18 protein-coding genes are annotated in these 15,219 nt (G+C 64.5%); 8 read left to right on the top strand and 10 right to left on the bottom strand.

What is annotated here, in order from left to right; genetic code table 11:
• Window positions 1-17 precede the first annotated feature (17 nt).
• From mltG to PQU95_RS14605, 7 genes are read left to right on the top strand one after another with little or no spacing between them, the layout of a single operon-like run.
• Complete coding sequence (gene mltG / locus PQU95_RS14635) at window positions 18-1,016, top strand: endolytic transglycosylase MltG (RefSeq protein WP_272752687.1); 999 nt, start codon at window positions 18-20, stop codon at window positions 1,014-1,016.
• The gene (gene tmk / locus PQU95_RS14630; protein WP_272752686.1) at window positions 1,016-1,639 is read left to right on the top strand and encodes a dTMP kinase; all 624 of its coding nucleotides are present in this window, start codon (window positions 1,016-1,018) and stop codon (window positions 1,637-1,639) included. Before mltG ends, tmk begins: the two co-directional genes overlap by 1 nt.
• Window positions 1,639-2,643, top strand: a complete 1,005-nt coding sequence (gene holB, locus PQU95_RS14625; protein ID WP_272752685.1) for a DNA polymerase III subunit delta' — start codon at window positions 1,639-1,641, stop codon at window positions 2,641-2,643. The genes tmk and holB overlap by 1 nt, the downstream gene beginning before the upstream one ends.
• A 25-nt stretch (window positions 2,644-2,668) precedes the next feature.
• Window positions 2,669-3,046, top strand: coding sequence for a PilZ domain-containing protein (locus PQU95_RS14620; RefSeq protein ID WP_272752684.1), 378 nt, complete (start codon window positions 2,669-2,671; stop codon window positions 3,044-3,046).
• A 60-nt stretch (window positions 3,047-3,106) separates the two neighbouring features.
• Window positions 3,107-3,886, top strand: coding sequence for a TatD family hydrolase (locus PQU95_RS14615; RefSeq protein WP_272752683.1), 780 nt, complete (start codon window positions 3,107-3,109; stop codon window positions 3,884-3,886).
• Window positions 3,887-3,895: 9 nt separating this feature from the next.
• Complete coding sequence (locus PQU95_RS14610) at window positions 3,896-4,666, top strand: MBL fold metallo-hydrolase (protein WP_272752682.1); 771 nt, start codon at window positions 3,896-3,898, stop codon at window positions 4,664-4,666.
• A gap of 42 nt (window positions 4,667-4,708) precedes the next feature.
• Window positions 4,709-5,086: a hypothetical protein gene (locus PQU95_RS14605; RefSeq protein WP_272752681.1), complete on the top strand. Its 378-nt coding sequence runs from the start codon at window positions 4,709-4,711 to the stop codon at window positions 5,084-5,086.
• An 87-nt stretch (window positions 5,087-5,173) separates the two neighbouring features.
• Here PQU95_RS14605 and PQU95_RS14600 read toward each other — a convergent pair whose 3' ends face one another.
• Both PQU95_RS14600 and argP read right to left on the bottom strand, forming a co-directional pair.
• Window positions 5,174-5,422: a hypothetical protein gene (locus tag PQU95_RS14600; protein ID WP_272752680.1), complete on the bottom strand. Its 249-nt coding sequence runs from the start codon at window positions 5,420-5,422 to the stop codon at window positions 5,174-5,176.
• A gap of 73 nt (window positions 5,423-5,495) precedes the next feature.
• On the bottom strand, window positions 5,496-6,395 hold the full coding sequence (gene argP / locus PQU95_RS14595; RefSeq protein WP_272752679.1) for an HTH-type transcriptional regulator ArgP: 900 nt from the start codon (window positions 6,393-6,395) through the stop codon (window positions 5,496-5,498).
• Between the two features lie 119 nt (window positions 6,396-6,514).
• Here argP and PQU95_RS14590 point away from each other — a divergent pair, with 119 nt between their 5' ends.
• Entirely contained in the window at window positions 6,515-7,123 is a 609-nt protein-coding gene (locus PQU95_RS14590; RefSeq protein WP_272752677.1) for a LysE/ArgO family amino acid transporter, read from the top strand.
• A 106-nt stretch (window positions 7,124-7,229) separates the two neighbouring features.
• Here the strand turns inward: PQU95_RS14590 and PQU95_RS14585 are convergent, their stop codons facing one another.
• From PQU95_RS14585 to aceB, 8 genes are all read right to left on the bottom strand, one after another.
• Window positions 7,230-7,547: a chorismate mutase gene (locus tag PQU95_RS14585; RefSeq protein ID WP_272752676.1), complete on the bottom strand. Its 318-nt coding sequence runs from the start codon at window positions 7,545-7,547 to the stop codon at window positions 7,230-7,232.
• Between the two features lie 68 nt (window positions 7,548-7,615).
• Complete coding sequence (gene trpS / locus PQU95_RS14580) at window positions 7,616-8,641, bottom strand: tryptophan--tRNA ligase (RefSeq protein ID WP_272752675.1); 1,026 nt, start codon at window positions 8,639-8,641, stop codon at window positions 7,616-7,618.
• 300 nt (window positions 8,642-8,941) lie between these two features.
• Window positions 8,942-9,553, bottom strand: coding sequence for a glutathione S-transferase (locus PQU95_RS14575; RefSeq protein ID WP_272752673.1), 612 nt, complete (start codon window positions 9,551-9,553; stop codon window positions 8,942-8,944).
• Between the two features lie 94 nt (window positions 9,554-9,647).
• Entirely contained in the window at window positions 9,648-10,337 is a 690-nt protein-coding gene (locus tag PQU95_RS14570) for an SIMPL domain-containing protein (RefSeq protein WP_272752672.1), read from the bottom strand.
• A 176-nt stretch (window positions 10,338-10,513) separates the two neighbouring features.
• On the bottom strand, window positions 10,514-11,308 hold the full coding sequence (locus PQU95_RS14565; protein WP_227301424.1) for an ABC transporter ATP-binding protein: 795 nt from the start codon (window positions 11,306-11,308) through the stop codon (window positions 10,514-10,516).
• Window positions 11,308-12,207, bottom strand: a complete 900-nt coding sequence (locus PQU95_RS14560; protein ID WP_272752670.1) for an ABC transporter permease — start codon at window positions 12,205-12,207, stop codon at window positions 11,308-11,310. The genes PQU95_RS14565 and PQU95_RS14560 overlap by 1 nt, the downstream gene beginning before the upstream one ends.
• A gap of 89 nt (window positions 12,208-12,296) precedes the next feature.
• Entirely contained in the window at window positions 12,297-13,265 is a 969-nt protein-coding gene (locus PQU95_RS14555; protein ID WP_272752669.1) for an ABC transporter substrate-binding protein, read from the bottom strand.
• Between the two features lie 228 nt (window positions 13,266-13,493).
• Entirely contained in the window at window positions 13,494-15,089 is a 1,596-nt protein-coding gene (aceB, locus tag PQU95_RS14550; protein ID WP_272752668.1) for a malate synthase A, read from the bottom strand.
• Window positions 15,090-15,219: the final 130 nt, after the last annotated feature.

Raw genomic sequence — 15,219 nt, 5'->3', positions numbered from 1 at the left:
TAGCCTGTTTCCTACCGATGATACGACCTGCCCTTAGGCTGTTTTCCCTGTTGGCCGCACTGTTCGCGCTGTGGCTGGCCTGGGTGATTGTGGTGCCCGTCACCCCCGACCGCCAGCCCTACACCGTGACCGTTGGCCTTAACCGCACCATGAGCCAGCTGGCGCGCACGCTGGAAGACGACGGCGCGGTGCGTAACCGCTACGTGATGGTGGCGCTGTCGCGCGTGATGGGCGTGGATCGCAAGCTCAAGCCCGGCCTGTACCAGTTTGGTGGCGCCACCGCCATGTGGCAGTACCTGAACCGCTTTGCCGATGGCCACCCGGACCAGTCCAGCGTCACCATCATCGAAGGCTGGCGCTTTGCCCAGTTCCGTAATGCGCTGCGCAAGGAAGACGACCTGCGCCAGGATACGGCCGGCTGGAGCGACAGCCGCCTGCTGGCCGAGCTGGGTGTGGCTGGGGACAGCGCCGAAGGCCTGTTCTTCCCCAGCACCTATTTCTACACCCCCGGCAGCAGCGACCTGGACGTGTACCGTCGCGCCTACCAGAGCATGCAGCAGCAGCTGCAAACGGTGTGGGAAGCCCGCGTGGCCGACCTGCCGTACACCACGCCGTACGAGCTGCTGACTATGGCCAGCCTGATCGAGAAAGAAACCGCGCACGAGGCCGACCGCCCCATGGTGGCCAGCGTGTTTGTGAACCGCCTGAAGATCGGCATGCGTCTGCAAACCGACCCGTCCGTGATCTACGGCATGGGCGCACGCTACAACGGCAATATCGCCAAGGCCGACCTGCGCCGCGATACGCCGTACAACACCTATACCCGCGCCGGCCTCACGCCGACGCCCATCGCCCTGCCAGGCCGCGCCGCGCTGGACGCCGCGGCCAACCCTGCCCAGAGCCGCGCGCTGTACTTCGTGGCCAAAGGCGATAGCAGCGGCACCTCACAGTTTTCCGAGACGCTGGACGAGCACAATGCCGCCGTCCGCGACTACATCCTGAAGAAAGGCAAGTAATGTCCAAGGCGCGCTTCATTACGCTGGAAGGCCTGGATGGTGCCGGCAAGAGCACCCATCTGGCCTTCATCCGCCGCTACCTGGAACAAGCCGGTATCGATACCGTATTCACCCGCGAGCCAGGCGGCACGCCGCTGGGCGAAAAACTGCGCGAAATCCTGCTGGATATCGACACCGAAGCCACGCTGGATACCGAAACCCTGCTGATGTTTGCCAGCCGCCAGGAGCTGGTGTCGTCGCTGATCCGCCCCAGCCTGGCCGCCGGCCGCTGGGTAGTGAGCGACCGCTTTACCGACGCCACCTTCGCCTACCAGGGCGGCGGCCGTGGCGTACCGGCCGAGCGCATTGCCATCCTGGAGCAGTGGGTACAGCAAGGCCTGCAGCCCGACCTTACCATCCTGCTGGACGTGCCGCTGGAAGTGTCGCAAGCGCGCCTGTCGCAAAGCCGGCTGCCGGACCGTTTCGAGCGCGAGCGCGAAGACTTCCACCAGCGCGTGCGCCAGATGTACCTGGCCCGCGCCCAGGCCAACCCGGGCCGCTTTGTGGTGATCGACGCGCGTGGCGACATCGACGCCATCCAGCAACAGATCGCCGCTGCGCTGGCGCGCCTGCAGGAGGCCTGATGCACTACCCGTGGCAGCACGATGACTGGCAAAGGTTGGCCGCAGAGTTTGCCCGCCTGCCCAACGCCTGGCTGTTTACCGGCCCGGCCGGCATCGGCAAGAGCGAGTTTGCCCATCAGGTGGCGCAGGCCTTGCTGTGCGAGGCGCCAGGTGCCGGCCACCACGCCTGTGGCCAGTGCCAGGCCTGCCACTGGTTTGCCGCCGGCAACCACCCGGATTACCGCCATCTGGCCCCGGCGCAAGACGAAGAAGACGACGACGGCAAGGAAGGCAAGGCCAGCAAGCGCAAGCTGCCGGTGATCAAGATCGACGGCGTGCGCGCCGTTATCGAGTTTGCCCACCTCAGCTCGCACCGTGGCGGCCGCCGCGTGGTGGTGGTGGAACCCGCCGAAAGCCTGAACCCGGCGGCGGCCAACGCCTTGCTGAAAGTGCTGGAAGAGCCGCCGGCCGACGTGGTGTTTTTGCTGGTAAGCGGCGCGCCGCAGCGCCTGCTGCCCACCATCAAGAGCCGCTGCCGCCAGTTCCCGCTGACCGCGCCCCAGCCTGCCGTGGCGCTGGCCTGGCTGCAGCAGCAGGGCGTGGACGGTGCCGAGGCCGAGCTGGCGTTTCACGGTGGCATGCCGATATTCGAACACGATGCCGAGCTGGCCACCTTGCGCCGCGACTTTGTGCAGGCGCTGACGCAGCCGGCGCTGGCCAGCCTGCTGGCGGCGGTAGAAAAGCTGGACCGCCACAAGCTGCCGCTGGCGCTGCCACTGCAATGGCTGGGAAAATGGCTGCACGACCTGGCCAGTTTGAAACTGGCCGGCAGCCTTCGCTATTATCCAGCCATGCACGACGCGCAGCAGCGCCTGCTGCCGCGGCTGGACATACACAAGTTGATGGCCTGCCAGCGCGAGCTCAATGCGCTGGTGCCGTTCGGCCAGCACACGCTGGTAACGCGGCTGCAGCTGGAAGCCCTGCTGATGCACTACATCAAGGCCTTCAGTAACAAGGCCGCCTGACCCAACCCTCACCGGATACCTGCATATGGATAACGCAGCCAACAAGCAAGACAAGCACGACGCCGGCCGCCCGGGCGTGTTATCGCTGTCCATCAAGGAGCGTAGCGCCCTGTACGCCGCCTATATGCCGTTTCTGCGCAACGGCGGCATCTTTGTGCCCACCGCCCGCGACTACAACCTGGGGGATGAGGTATTCCTGCTGCTGACCCTGCTGGACGACCCGCAAAAGGTGGCAGTGCAGGGCAAGGTGGCGTGGATTACCCCGCCCGGCGCCAACAACAACCGCAACCAGGGGGTAGGTATCGAGTTTGCCACCGGCGACGCCGGCAAGCAGGCGCGCGACCGCATCGAAACCCTGCTGGGTGGTGCGCTGAACTCCACCCGCCCCACCCACACCATGTAATACCGGGCCGCCTGCGCCGCGCTGTGCGGCCAACGCAGGCGGCCACTAGATTGGAACACCATGCTGGTTGATTCACACTGTCACATCAATTTTCCCGACCTGGCGGCGCGCATGCCCGAGGTGCTGGCCAATATGGCCGCCCACGGCGTGGGCCATGCCATGGTGATCGGCGTGAGCCGCCCCAAATACCCGGAGGTGATCGGCCTGGCCGAAGCGCACGCCAACCTGTTTGCCACCGTGGGCATCCACCCGGATGACCCGGACGCCGAAGAGTTCAGCGAAGACGAGCTGGTAGCGCACGCGGCCCACCCCAAAGTGGTCGGCATCGGCGAAACCGGCCTCGATTACCACTGGTGCGAGGGCGACCTGGCCTGGCAGCACGAACGCTTTGCCACCCACATCCGCGCCGCACGCCGTGTGAACCTGCCGCTGGTGGTGCACACCCGCAGCTCGGCGGAAGACACCGTGCGCATGATGCGCGAACACGGCGCCGATGCCGTGGGCGGCGTGATGCACTGCTTTACCGAAACCTGGGACATCGCCCGTGCCGCGCTGGACCTGGGCTTTTATATTTCGCTGTCCGGCATCGTCACCTTCAAGAACGCCGCCATTGTGAAAGAGGTGGCGCAAAAAGTGCCGCTGGAGCGCCTGCTGGTGGAAACCGACTCGCCCTACCTGGCGCCGGTGCCGTACCGCGGCAAGACCAACGAGCCCGCTTACGTGAAGCACGTGGCCGAGCACATTGCCGAGCTGCGCGGCCTGCGTTTCGAGCAGGTGGCCGAGGCCACTACCGATAATTACTTCCGCCTGTTTGCCAAGGCGCAGCGCAACGGCGCATAAGGGGGCAGCATGACGCAGCTGACGTGGACAGTGCTGGGCTGCGGCTCCAGCGGCGGTGCGCCCGCCATCGGCTGCAGCTGCCCCACGTGTACGTCTGCCGACCCGCGCAACACCCGCACCCGCTGCAGCGCCTACGTGCGTATCGGCGACACCGGCGTGCTGATCGACACCGGGCCGGACCTGCGCCAGCAGGCGCTGCGCGAAGGCATTACCCGTGTGGATGCCGTGCTGTACACCCACCCGCACGCCGACCACCTGAACGGCATCGACGACCTGCGCGCCTTCTGCTACGTGAAAAAGGGGCCGATTACGCTGTACGGCAACGACTTTACGCTGGACAACATCAGTCGCCGTTTCGACTACGCGCTGGCGCCGCCGTCGCCGGTGTGGGACAAACCCGTGCTGCGCACCGAGCGTGTGCACGCGCCATTCGAGCTGGCCGGCGTTACCATCACGCCGATACCGCTGCAGCATGGCCCCAGCTGGCCGTGTCTGGGCTGGCGCATCGGCAACACCGCGTGGCTCACCGACCTGTCCACCATCCCCGACAGCAGCCTGCCGCTGCTGCAGGGGCTGGATACGCTGTTTCTGGACTGCCTGCGGCCGGAACCCTACCCGTCGCACCTGCACGTGGCCGCCGCGCTTGACTGGGCGCAAAGCTTGGCCGCAAAACAGACCTGGCTTATCCACATGACGCACCAGCTGGAATACCATGCGCTGCAAGCGCAGTGCCCGCCTGGCGTCAGCGTGGCCTGGGACGGCCTGCAGCTAGCCGGCTAGCGCCGCTACGGCGGCCAACCTTAACCCGAACCGAAAGCAAAAATGGAAATCCTGATCATTCTGGCCGCGTCTGTTGCCGGCTTGCTGTTTGCCGGCAGCGTTGCCGTGTTCTATCTGGGCTGCCTGGGCGTCACCATGGCTGCGCTCAATAATGGCCGCATTGTGTGGGGCAGCCTCACCTTCTTCATCCCGCCGCTGTCGTTGCTGTTTGCGCTGAAAAACCGCCAGCTGGTGGGCTGGGCCTACGGCTTCATTACAAAAGGCGGCGCCATGACCGCGCTGCTGCTGGGTCTGGGCTGGGCGTCGGTGCACCTGATGCCGATGCCACAGCACAACACCGGCCAGCTGATGGAGCGCTTGCTGCCGAAACCGGCCGACCAGGCCAGCGCCCCGGCGCAGGCCGGCCCGGTACAGCAGTAGGCTGTTGTACCGCGTTCAATACGCAAAAAGCCGCCCGCAAAAACGGGCGGCTTTTTCCTTGCCGTAGGTGCGCGTGGTGGCGGCTAACTATTTGGCCCGGCAAGCCGGCACCGCGTCGTTGCCTTGCAGTGCGCGCAGCTGCCGCCAGCTGACGCGCGGGCAGGCTTTCGGTTTCCTGGCCGGCTGGCACCAGCTGCTATGGCTGCCATGGTTTTGTTCGGCCAGGCATTGCTTGAAGTCGGGCACCGACAGGTAAGCGGGTGGCAGCACGGCGTAAACGGGCAGGGCGATGGTGGCCAGGGTGGCGGCGAGGGCGAGGTGGCGTAGCGGGGGCATGGTGGGCTTTCAAGTCTGGATAGCTGGATGGTAGCAGCATGGCATACGCTGGCGCGAGCGGGGTTGGCCGCACTCATGCCAAGGTTGGCCGCAACACCGCCCGCGCCGCTTCCACCAGTACGTCGCTCAGGCGCGCCAGGCGGGGCGATTGCACCTGCCAGTGGTGCCAGTACAGCGCCACGTCTACCGGCTTGTCGGGCTGCAGCGGCAGCAGGGTGCCGGCCAGGCCGCAGGCGGCCAACTGTACGTCGGGCAGCATGCCCCAGCCCAGCCCCAGTTTTACCGCCTGCAGATAGGGGTCGGAGGCGGGCAGGAAGTGGCAGGGGTAGCTGTCGTCCGGCAGGCCGAAGTGCTGCAGCAGCCAGTCGGCTTGTAGCCGGTCTTTGTGGTTGTAGATCATCACCGGCGCCCGGCGCAGTGCGTCGCGGCTGACGCCGCTGCCAAACCAGCGGGCGTGGTAGTCGGCACTGGCCAGCGCCTGGTAGCGCATCACGCCCAGCGGGCTGGCGCTGCAGCCGCGCATGGCTTGCGGCTCGGTGGAGATGCAGCCCAGCGCCATGCCGGCTTGCAGCAGGGTGTAGGTGTGGTCCTGGTCGTCCACGATCACGTCCAGCAGCACGCGCTCGCGGATCAGGAACGGCGTCAGCGCCGGCAGGAACCAGCTGGCCACGCTGTCGGCGTTTACCGCCAGCGATACGCTGAGCATGGCGCTGTCGTCGCCGGCAAAGGTGGCGGCCAGGTCGGCTTCCAGCAACGCGGCGCGTTGCAGGTGCTGGCGCAGCAGCTGGCCTTCACGGGTGGCGCGGCACGGGCGGCTGCGCACCAGCAGCGGCTTGCCCAGCACTTCTTCCAGCGCGCGGATGCGCTGCGAGATGGCCGACGGCGTCAGGTGCAGGTCTTGTGCGGCTTGCTCGAAGCTGCCGCTGTCCAGCGCGGCCAGAAAGGCTTCGCTGTGTTTGGGGTCGAGTTTCATGGCAGGTATGGCGGTATAAGTGAAGCCGGATTAATGATAGCCAAGATAATTTAATCTTGCTGTTCTGACTGGCAGAGCTGCCCGATACTGGCGGCCAACCTGACACCACGGAGAGCACCATGCTGACAGCCAGCTATTTCAAGGGCCTGGGCCTGGGCGCCAGCCTGATCATGGCCATCGGTTCGCAAAACGCGCACGTACTGAAAATGGGCCTGTTGCGCCAGCACATCGGCCCCACGGTGCTGGTGTGCATGCTGTGCGATGCAGTGCTGATTGTGGCCGGCGTGGCCGGCATGGGCAGCCTGATCCAGCACAGCCCGCTGCTGCTGGAGGCGGCGCGCTGGGGCGGGGCGGCGTTCCTGTTCTGGTACGGGCTGCGGGCGTGGCGTGCGGTGCTGGCCAACGACAGTTTGCAGATTGCCGCCGGGGCTAGCGCGATATCGCTGAAGGTGGCGTTGATGACGGTATTGGCGCTGACACTGCTGAACCCGCACGTGTACCTGGATACCGTGGTGGTGCTGGGCAGTATCGGCGGGCAGGAGGCGGGCGACGGCAAGCTGTGGTTCGCGCTGGGGGCGTGCACGGCGTCGGTACTGTGGTTTACCGCGCTGGGTTATGGTGCGCGGCTGCTGGCGCCGCTGTTTGCGCGGCCGCTATCGTGGCGGGTGCTGGACGGCGTGGTGGGCACGGTGATGTGGACGCTGGCCGGCGCGCTGGCGCTGTCCTGATGCGCACGGCAGGTATGAAAAAAGGCGGCACCGTGTGGGTGTCGCCTTTTTTGTTTGGGTGCGGTGGTGTGCCACCGCACCGTGGAAAAACCGGAGCCGCCATCGTTCATGCGCGCGCCTCCTCCGTGCCGACCAGACGCAGCCGTTCTTCGCGCTCGCTTTCGATGAAGTGGGCGATCATGGTGCGGTAGATCTTGGCGGTAAGGGCGGCGTCGGCGCCCAGCTCGCCGGCCAGCCGGGTGACGCGGCGCATCACCTGGTCGACACGCTTGCCGTCTTCCACTTCGGCGTCGCTGTGTTTGAAGGCGGCGGCTTGCTGCACGTACAGGCCGCGGTGGGCGATCATGCTGACGATGGCGCGGTCCAGGCTATCGATCTGGGTACGGACTTCGTCCAGGTTGCGGCATTGGTAAACCCATTCCATTTTCTGCTCCTTGTGGCGGTAGTGTGGTGCTGGCTGCGGCCAACCTTGACGTTGGCCGCACACGCTGTTCAGTAGTAATTCAGGCCCATGGCGGCCTTGACCTCGGCCAGCGTTTGCGCGGCGACGGCGCGGGCTTTCTGGGTGCCTTCTTTCAGCATGGCCAGCACGGCACCTGGGTCTTGCGCGTAGTGCTGGCGGCGGGCACGGATCGGTGCCAGCAGCGCTTGCAGGATGTCTTCCAGCTCGCGCTTGATCACGGCGTCGCCCAGGCCGCCGCGCTGGTAATGCGCTTTCAGTTCGGCCACATGGTTGGTGTCGGGGTGGAATACGTCCAGGTAGGTGAACACCACATTGCCGTCTACCTGGCCGGGGTCGGCCACGCGCAGGTGCTTGGGGTCGGTGTACATCATTTTTACCGCCTGGCTGATGTCGTCGGCGCTGGCGCCCAGTGTCAGCGCATTGCCCAGCGATTTGGACATCTTGGCCTTGCCGTCCACACCCGGCAGGCGGGCGCCGGCGTCAGGTACCACGGCGCGGGCTTCTACCAGCACCGGCTCGGCTACGCTGCCATTGAAGCGGCGCACGATCTCGTTGGTCTGCTCGATCATCGGGATCTGGTCGGCGCCTACCGGCACGATGGTGGCCTTGAACGCGGTGATGTCGGCGGCCTGGGCGGCGGGGTAGGTCAGGAAGCCGGCCGGGATGTCGCGCTCGTAACCGCGCAGCTTGATCTCGTCCTTGATGGTGGGGTTGCGTTCCAGCCGCGACACGGTCACCAGGTTCAGGTAGTACGACGCCAGCTCGGTGAGCTCCGGCACCAGGCTCTGGATGAAGATGGTGCTCTTGGCCGGGTCGATGCCCACGGCCAGGTAGTCCAGCGCCACTTCCAGCACGTTTTCACGCACCTTCAGGTAGTTGCCCATATTGTCGGTCAGCGCCTGGGCGTCGGCCAGCAGCAGGAACTGCGGGCAGCGCTCTTGCAGGATGACGCGGTTGCGCAGCGAGCCCACGTAGTGGCCAAGGTGCAGCGGGCCGGTGGTGCGGTCACCGGTAAGGATGATGTCTTGCGAGGAAACTGTGTCCAGTAAGCTCATGCCGATCTCCGTGATATCGGGGAGGCCGACTGGGCGCTGGGGAGGGTGCTGCTGGAAGTGATAAACCCGGGCGCCTTGTCAGCTGCTCCCGGGTTTGCTTTACGTACGCAACCGCGGTGCCGCCGTTAGAGGCGCCACCAGGAAAAAAACACGAATGCGGATGCGGGTTTGGTATTCATGGGCTTTATAAAAACACGGTAGTCAGCCCGGCGTCAAGCGCCGTTGTGTTGTCGTGTTGCGGGGCAGCATCGATAAACAAAACGCCGCGACAGGCGCGGCGTTGAGTGGGGCAGTACCTGCTTAGCCTGCCGGTGGCACGGTATCGGCAAAACTGGGCAGGGTGGCTAGCTTGTCGGCCAGGCGCACCAGGTTGGGGTAGCTGTCGCGCCACGCCAGCTGCGGAAAGCGGAAGTCCAGATAGCCCAGCATGCAGCCGGTGGCGATATCGGCCAGGCTGTAGCCCTCGCCGTTGCACCAGTTGCGCTCGCCCAGCATGGCTGCCAGTGCGGCCAGGCCACGGGTGACCTTGCCGTGCTGGCGGTCTACCCATTCCTGGCTTTGCTGTGCCGGTGGGCGGCGGCTTTCCACCACGATATTGGCGGCAGCGTCGCAAATGCCGTCTGCCAGCGCTTCGAAACGTCGTGTTTCGATGAGCTGGCGCTTGTCCTGCGGTAGCAGGCGCGATACCGGCGAGATGGTGTCCAGGTATTCCACGATCACGCGAGAATCGTACAGGCTGCTGCCGTCGTCCATCAGCAATACCGGTACTTTTCCCAGCGGATTGAAGTCGGCCACGGTGGACGTGCTTTCCCACGGAATATCCAGCTGCAGCGGACAGTCGATCTTTTTCTCTGCCAGGACAATGCGCACCTTACGGGCGTAGGGGCTGGTTAGCGAGGCGATCAGTTTCATGGGTAGCCATCAAAAGGGTAAGTGGAATGAGTGCGTTATAGCGCATAGCCTAGGCAGCAACATAGCACAATATTTATGCATACTGTGTAAAGTGTTATCGAATTTCCACTTTACCATTAATGTTTAGTTGAATCATGCTCTGGCCCGGCTGAAAGTTTACCGGTGCGACATCGGCTGCCGGTGCGGCAGCCATTTCGGCTTTGGCGCGCATCATCATCGGGTAGTTCGGCTGAGCGCTGCCGATACTCAGCTCGGTGACTTGCTGCTGGTGTTTGCCTAGTGCTTTACCGGCGGCAGCGGCCTGGGCCTGCAGGGCGGCAATGGCTTGCGGGATCAGCTGCGCTTCGGCCTGGCTGCGGCTGCGGTCGGAAACACTAAACTGCACGCCTTCCAGCGCCATGTATTTTTGCAGGCGGGCGATCAGCTCGGCAGTGTCGGCAAATTCGTTGCTGCGCAGTTTTACCTCGGCACGCGCTTGCCAGCCGATGATCTTGCCATTCTTGTCGTAGTCTGGCCAGGTGTTGTAGCTGCCGCTGCTGAAGGTGACTTTGCGGTAGGCTTCGGCGTCCTGGCGCGCGCGGTTCAGCGCCTTGTTGATGCGGTCGGCCAGCTGGCCGGCCTGCGGCTGGCGGTCTTGCACGTACAGGCTGGCGTTGATTTCGTCGTTGGCCAGCTCCTGGCTGGCGTTGGCGGACAGGTTCAGTACGGTGACGCCAGCATCGGCGGCCATGGCAGCCGCGGGCAGGGTGCACAACAGGGTCAGGGCGGGGAGAGTCAGGCGCATGGCGGGTTTCCTTTTCAAAAACCATCAGACTGTGCGGCAGGCTGCCGGTTCTCTACCCTAACGCATTCTGCTGTCCGGCGGGCATGAAATAGCGCGGATAGTGTCATTGCATGCGCGGGCTGCCGGTAAAACCAACCCGGCCACCGGTACCGGGTTGGTCTGGTGCCAACGGCTGATCAGCCTAGCAGCAGCGCATCGTCGTCGATGGCTTCGCCACGGGTTTTTTCGAACATGGCCAGCAGGTCGGTGACCTGCATGCGGCCGCGCTCCTCGCCGGCGACGTCCAGCACTACGCGGCCTTGGTGCAGCATCACGGTGCGGTGGCCGTGGTCCAGCGCCTGGCGCATCGAGTGCGTCACCATCAGCGCGGTGAGCTGGTTCTCGTGCACGATGCGGTCGGTCAGCTCCAGCACGAAGGCGGCAGTTTTCGGGTCCAGCGCGGCGGTGTGCTCGTCCAGCAGCAGGATGCGCGAGGGTTGCAGGCTGGCCATCAGCAGGCTCACCGCCTGACGTTGGCCGCCAGACAACAGGCCCATGCGGTCCGGCAGGCGGTTTTCCAGCCCCAGCTTCAGGGTGGCCAGCTTGTCGCGGAACAGCTCGCGCAGGCCACGGTTCAGCGCCGGGCCAAAGCCGCGCTTGCGGCCGCGGTAATAGGCCAGCGCCATGTTTTCTTCGATGCTGAGGTTTTCGCAGGTGCCGGCCATCGGGTCCTGGAACACGCGCGCTACCAGAGCGGCACGCTGCCAGCCCGGTGTGCGGGTAACGTCTTTGCCATCGATGTGCAGGCTGCCGCTGTCCACGATCACGTCACCGGCCAGTGCGTTCAGGAAGGTGGATTTGCCGGCGCCGTTGCTGCCGATCACGGTGACAAACTGGCCGCTGTCGATTTGCAGCGACAAGCCGCGCAGCACCGGGTTTTCGATCGGTGTGCCGGGGTTGAAGGTTTTGAACAGGTTATCGGCGCGCAGCATCAGCGGGTTCCTCCGGGTTTGCGGGCCAGCTTGGCCTTCAGCTTGGGCAGCACCAGGGCAAAGCCCACCAGCAGTGCGGTGATCAGGTTGAGGTCTTGCGCCTGCAGGCCGATGAAGTCGGCGTTCAGCGCCAGCGCGATCAGCAGGCGGTACAGCAAGGCGCCCAGTACGGTGGCCAGCGTGATGACCCACAGCGTGCGCGACGGCAGCAGCGTTTCGCCGATGATGACCGCGGCCAGGCCCACCACAATGGTGCCCACGCCCATCGACACGTCCGCGCCGCCCTGGGTTTGCACGTACAGCGCACCGGCTAGCGCGATCAGCGCGTTGGACAGCGCCATGCCGGCCAGCACCATGCGTTCGGTAGCAATGCCCTGTGCGCGCGCCATGCGGGCGTTGGCGCCGGTGGCGCGCATGGCCAGGCCGGCCTGCGAGGCAAAGAACACGTCCAGCCCCAGCTTGGCGACCACGATCAGTGCGGCCAACATAGCGGGTTGTACCTGCCAGGCAATGTCGAAGTTCTCGCCGATGAAGGGGCTGAAAATGGTAGGGCTGCCGATCAGCGGCATATTGGGTGCACCCATGATGCGCAGGTTGATCGAGTACAGCGCGATCATTACCAGAATGGACGCCAGTAGCTGCAGGATGCCCAGGCGTACATTGAGCCAGGCAGTCAGCCAGCCAGAGGCGGCGCCGGCCAGCGCGGCCACGCCGCAGGCCAGCCACGGGTCGTGGCCACCGGCAATCAGTGTGGCGGCCACGGCGCCGCCCAGCGGGAAGCTGCCGTCGGCCGTGAGGTCGGGGAAGTCGAGGATGCGGAAGGAAATCAGCACGCCCAGCGCCACCAGGGCGAAGATCAGGCCGATTTCCATGGCACCCATGAAGGCGATCAGGGTCATGATGCGGGTCTTTCAATAGCAACGCGCAGCTCGTGGCTGCGCGGTGGGGTGACAGGTTGGCCGCAAGGTGTGCGGCCAACCTGACGGCTTTACTTCACGGTATCGCTGGCTTCTTTCAGCAACGCCGGGCTCAGGGTGACACCCTGCTTCTGGGCGGCAGCCGGGTTCAGCGTCAGCGACAGTTTCTCGCCCACCTGCGGGGCGATGGCGCCGGCTTTTTCGCCTTTCAGGATGCGCACCACCAGCTTGCCGGTCTGGCGGCCGATGTCGTAGTAGTTCTGGCCCAGGGCGGCGATGGCGCCGCGTTTAACCGAGTCGGTATCGGACGCTACCAGCGGCAGCTTGCCTTGCTGGGCCACGGCGGCCAGCGACTCGTAGGTGGACACCACGTTGTTGTCGGTGCTGGTGTACAGCACGTCCACTTTGCCGATCAGGTTCTTGGCCGCCGGTGCCACGTCTACGGTGCGCGGCGCCGGGGCTTCTACCAGGCTCATGCCGCGCTTGGCCAGCTCGGTTTTCAGCTCTTTGGCCACCACTACCGAGTTCACTTCACCCGGGCTGTACACCATGCCCACGCGCTTGGCGCCCGGCTTGATCTTGGCGATCAGGTCCAGCTGCGGTGCCAGCGCCAGCTTGTCGGACACGCCGGTGACGTTGGTTTTGGATGGCTGCCAGCTGGGTACCAGTTTGGCGGCAACCGGGTCGGTCACGGCGGTAAACACCACCGGAATGCTGCGGGTAGCGGCCACGGCAGCCTGGGCGCTAGGGGTGGCGATGGCCACGATCACGTCCGGGGTGTCACCGACGAATTTTTTGGCAATCTGCGCGGCGGTAGCCGGGTTGCCCTGTGCGCTCTGGTATTGGTACTTGATTTGCTTGCCCGGCTCGAAGCCGGCGGCTTTCAGTTCGTCCTCGATGCCCTTGCGCGCGGCGTCCAGTGCCGGGTGGTCCACGATGGCGGTAACGGCTACCGACTTTTGCTCGGCGGCGTGGGCAAACAGGGGCAGGCTGGCAGCCAGTGCTGCAGCCAGGAGGGTACGGCGGGCAATTGTGCTCATCTTGCGGGCTCCGGGGCGTGACAGGGTGTCGTTTAATGCGATATTTGCGCAATGATATGGCAAAGCGACCGGTCTTTCAGATTGTGCAAAGCAATAATATTCCAAATATTGTATTCAAAAAGTGGAATGTGCCAATGTGGTGCGTGCGAAAAATGAATGCGGCCAACAAGGTTGGCCGCTGGGGGTGAATGCTGGCGAATTATGTAGTGACCTTATTTCATGTTGCACTTAGTCCAGATACTCGGCTCCGGGCAGGGTGAAGAAATCGATAAACTCTTCGCTACTCACCAGCAGGTCGAACAGGAGGGTGGCATCGTCAAAATGGCGGCTCCAGCGGCTGCCGTACTCGGCGTGCAGCCGGTTGATTTCGTCTGCCGCCAGGCTGCGTACCAAGGCCAGGCTGATCTTGCGGCCATCGTCCAGGTAGCCTTTAGGGCTGTGCACCCATTGCCATAGCTGCGCGCGGGCGATCTCGGCGGTGGAGGCCTCTTCCAGCTGCTGGTGAATCAGCACGCAGCCGCGCCCGCTCATCCAGGCCCCCAGATACTGGATGCCAGCGCTGATATTGCTGCGGATGCCTTGCTCGGTAATGGGGGTTTCCGGCTGGAAGTTCAGCAGGTCTGCTGCGCTGATGTGTACGTCGTCGCGTTGCCGCCCCAACTGGTTGGCCGCATCGCCCAGCACGCTGCGAAAGGCGTCCAGCGCCAGCGGTACCAGTGCCGGGTGCGCGACCCAGCTGCCGTCGTAGCCGTCGCGCGCTTCGCGCTGTTTTTCCTGGTAGATCGCCGCCATGGCCTGGTCGTTGGCCGCCGGATCGTGCTTGTTGGGGGCCAGTGACGACATGCCGCCTATGGCCGGTGCGCCGCGCTGGTGGCAGGTTTTGACCAGTTGCAGCGCGTAGGAGCGCATGAACGGTACGGTCATGGTGATGCGCTCGCGGTCGGCCAGGCAGAAATCGCGGCTGTGGCTGAAGGTACGTATGCAGCTGAACAGATAATCCCAGCGCCCGGCATTCAGGCCGGCGCTGTGCTCGCGCAGGGCGTACAGGATTTCGTGCATCTCGAATGCCGCCAGGATGTGTTCGATCATCACGGTAGCGCGGATGGTGCCGGTAGGCAGGCCCAGGGCAGCCTGTGCCGCCACAAACACGTCATTCCACAGCGCCGCTTCGTGGTGGTTTTCCAGCTTGGGCAAGTAGTAGTAAATGCCTTTGCCGGCGGCGTGCAGGGCGCTGGCGTGGTGGAAAAAGCTCAGGCCAAAGTCGAACAGGGCGGCGCTGACGGCCTGGCCATCCACGCGCAGGTGTTTTTCGGCCAGGTGCCAGCCGCGTGGCCGCAGCATGAGGGTGGCGGATGCCTGGTTCAGCTGGTAATGCTTGCCTTCCGGGCTGTGGTAGCTCAGGGTGCCGCGCCAGGCATCGCTCACGTTCTGGTGGCCGCTCACGATATTGTCCCAGCCAGGGCTGGTCGCGTCTTCGAAATCGGCCATAAAGCAGCTGGCGCCGGCATTCATGGCATTGATCATGGCGCGGCGCTCTACCGGGCCGGTGATTTCTACGCGGCGGTCCTGCAGCTCGGCGGGCAGCGGCGCGATTTGCCAGTCGCCCTCGCGGATGGCGCGTGTCTCGGGCAGAAAGTCGGGCAGGTGGCCTGCGTCCAGCTGGGCCTGGCGCTGCTGGCGCTGTAGCAACAGGCTACGCCGTCGGGCATCGAACTGCCGGTGCAGGCTGGCAATAAAGTCCAGCGCGGCGGTACCGAACAGCGCTTCATGAGCCGGTTTGACCGGGGCCAGTATCTCTACGCCTTGCGGCAGTTGCAACGCCATGCACTCTCTCCGTATTGATATTGTTATGGCCGCTTGGTATGCGGGCTCTACATTTTTTGCCAGTGTACCGCCAAGTTATGTCAGGAAACAGGCGTAAAAACCCATAACATTTTTTACTTTAATAGTGATA

Origin of the sequence: Vogesella aquatica, from assembly GCF_028548455.1 — a bacterium.
Taxonomy (GTDB): domain Bacteria; phylum Pseudomonadota; class Gammaproteobacteria; order Burkholderiales; family Chromobacteriaceae; genus Vogesella; species Vogesella aquatica.
Note: the sequence above shows the minus strand (reverse complement) of the source record. Positions and strands in the feature narration are given on the sequence as shown.

Bases quoted from the DNA above. Each gene is read 5' to 3' on its own strand.
- mltG (WP_272752687.1), top strand. From the start codon at position 18: ATGATACGACCTGCCCTTAGGCTGTTTTCCCTGTTGGCCGCACTGTTC.
- tmk (WP_272752686.1), top strand. From the start codon at position 1,016: ATGTCCAAGGCGCGCTTCATTACGCTGGAAGGCCTGGATGGTGCCGGC.
- holB (WP_272752685.1), top strand. From the start codon at position 1,639: ATGCACTACCCGTGGCAGCACGATGACTGGCAAAGGTTGGCCGCAGAG.
- PQU95_RS14620 (WP_272752684.1), top strand. From the start codon at position 2,669: ATGGATAACGCAGCCAACAAGCAAGACAAGCACGACGCCGGCCGCCCG.
- PQU95_RS14615 (WP_272752683.1), top strand. From the start codon at position 3,107: ATGCTGGTTGATTCACACTGTCACATCAATTTTCCCGACCTGGCGGCG.
- PQU95_RS14610 (WP_272752682.1), top strand. From the start codon at position 3,896: ATGACGCAGCTGACGTGGACAGTGCTGGGCTGCGGCTCCAGCGGCGGT.
- PQU95_RS14605 (WP_272752681.1), top strand. From the start codon at position 4,709: ATGGAAATCCTGATCATTCTGGCCGCGTCTGTTGCCGGCTTGCTGTTT.
- PQU95_RS14600 (WP_272752680.1), bottom strand. From the start codon at position 5,422: ATGCCCCCGCTACGCCACCTCGCCCTCGCCGCCACCCTGGCCACCATC.
- argP (WP_272752679.1), bottom strand. From the start codon at position 6,395: ATGAAACTCGACCCCAAACACAGCGAAGCCTTTCTGGCCGCGCTGGAC.
- PQU95_RS14590 (WP_272752677.1), top strand. From the start codon at position 6,515: ATGCTGACAGCCAGCTATTTCAAGGGCCTGGGCCTGGGCGCCAGCCTG.
- PQU95_RS14585 (WP_272752676.1), bottom strand. From the start codon at position 7,547: ATGGAATGGGTTTACCAATGCCGCAACCTGGACGAAGTCCGTACCCAG.
- trpS (WP_272752675.1), bottom strand. From the start codon at position 8,641: ATGAGCTTACTGGACACAGTTTCCTCGCAAGACATCATCCTTACCGGT.
- PQU95_RS14575 (WP_272752673.1), bottom strand. From the start codon at position 9,553: ATGAAACTGATCGCCTCGCTAACCAGCCCCTACGCCCGTAAGGTGCGC.
- PQU95_RS14570 (WP_272752672.1), bottom strand. From the start codon at position 10,337: ATGCGCCTGACTCTCCCCGCCCTGACCCTGTTGTGCACCCTGCCCGCG.
- PQU95_RS14565 (WP_227301424.1), bottom strand. From the start codon at position 11,308: ATGCTGCGCGCCGATAACCTGTTCAAAACCTTCAACCCCGGCACACCG.
- PQU95_RS14560 (WP_272752670.1), bottom strand. From the start codon at position 12,207: ATGACCCTGATCGCCTTCATGGGTGCCATGGAAATCGGCCTGATCTTC.
- PQU95_RS14555 (WP_272752669.1), bottom strand. From the start codon at position 13,265: ATGAGCACAATTGCCCGCCGTACCCTCCTGGCTGCAGCACTGGCTGCC.
- aceB (WP_272752668.1), bottom strand. From the start codon at position 15,089: ATGGCGTTGCAACTGCCGCAAGGCGTAGAGATACTGGCCCCGGTCAAA.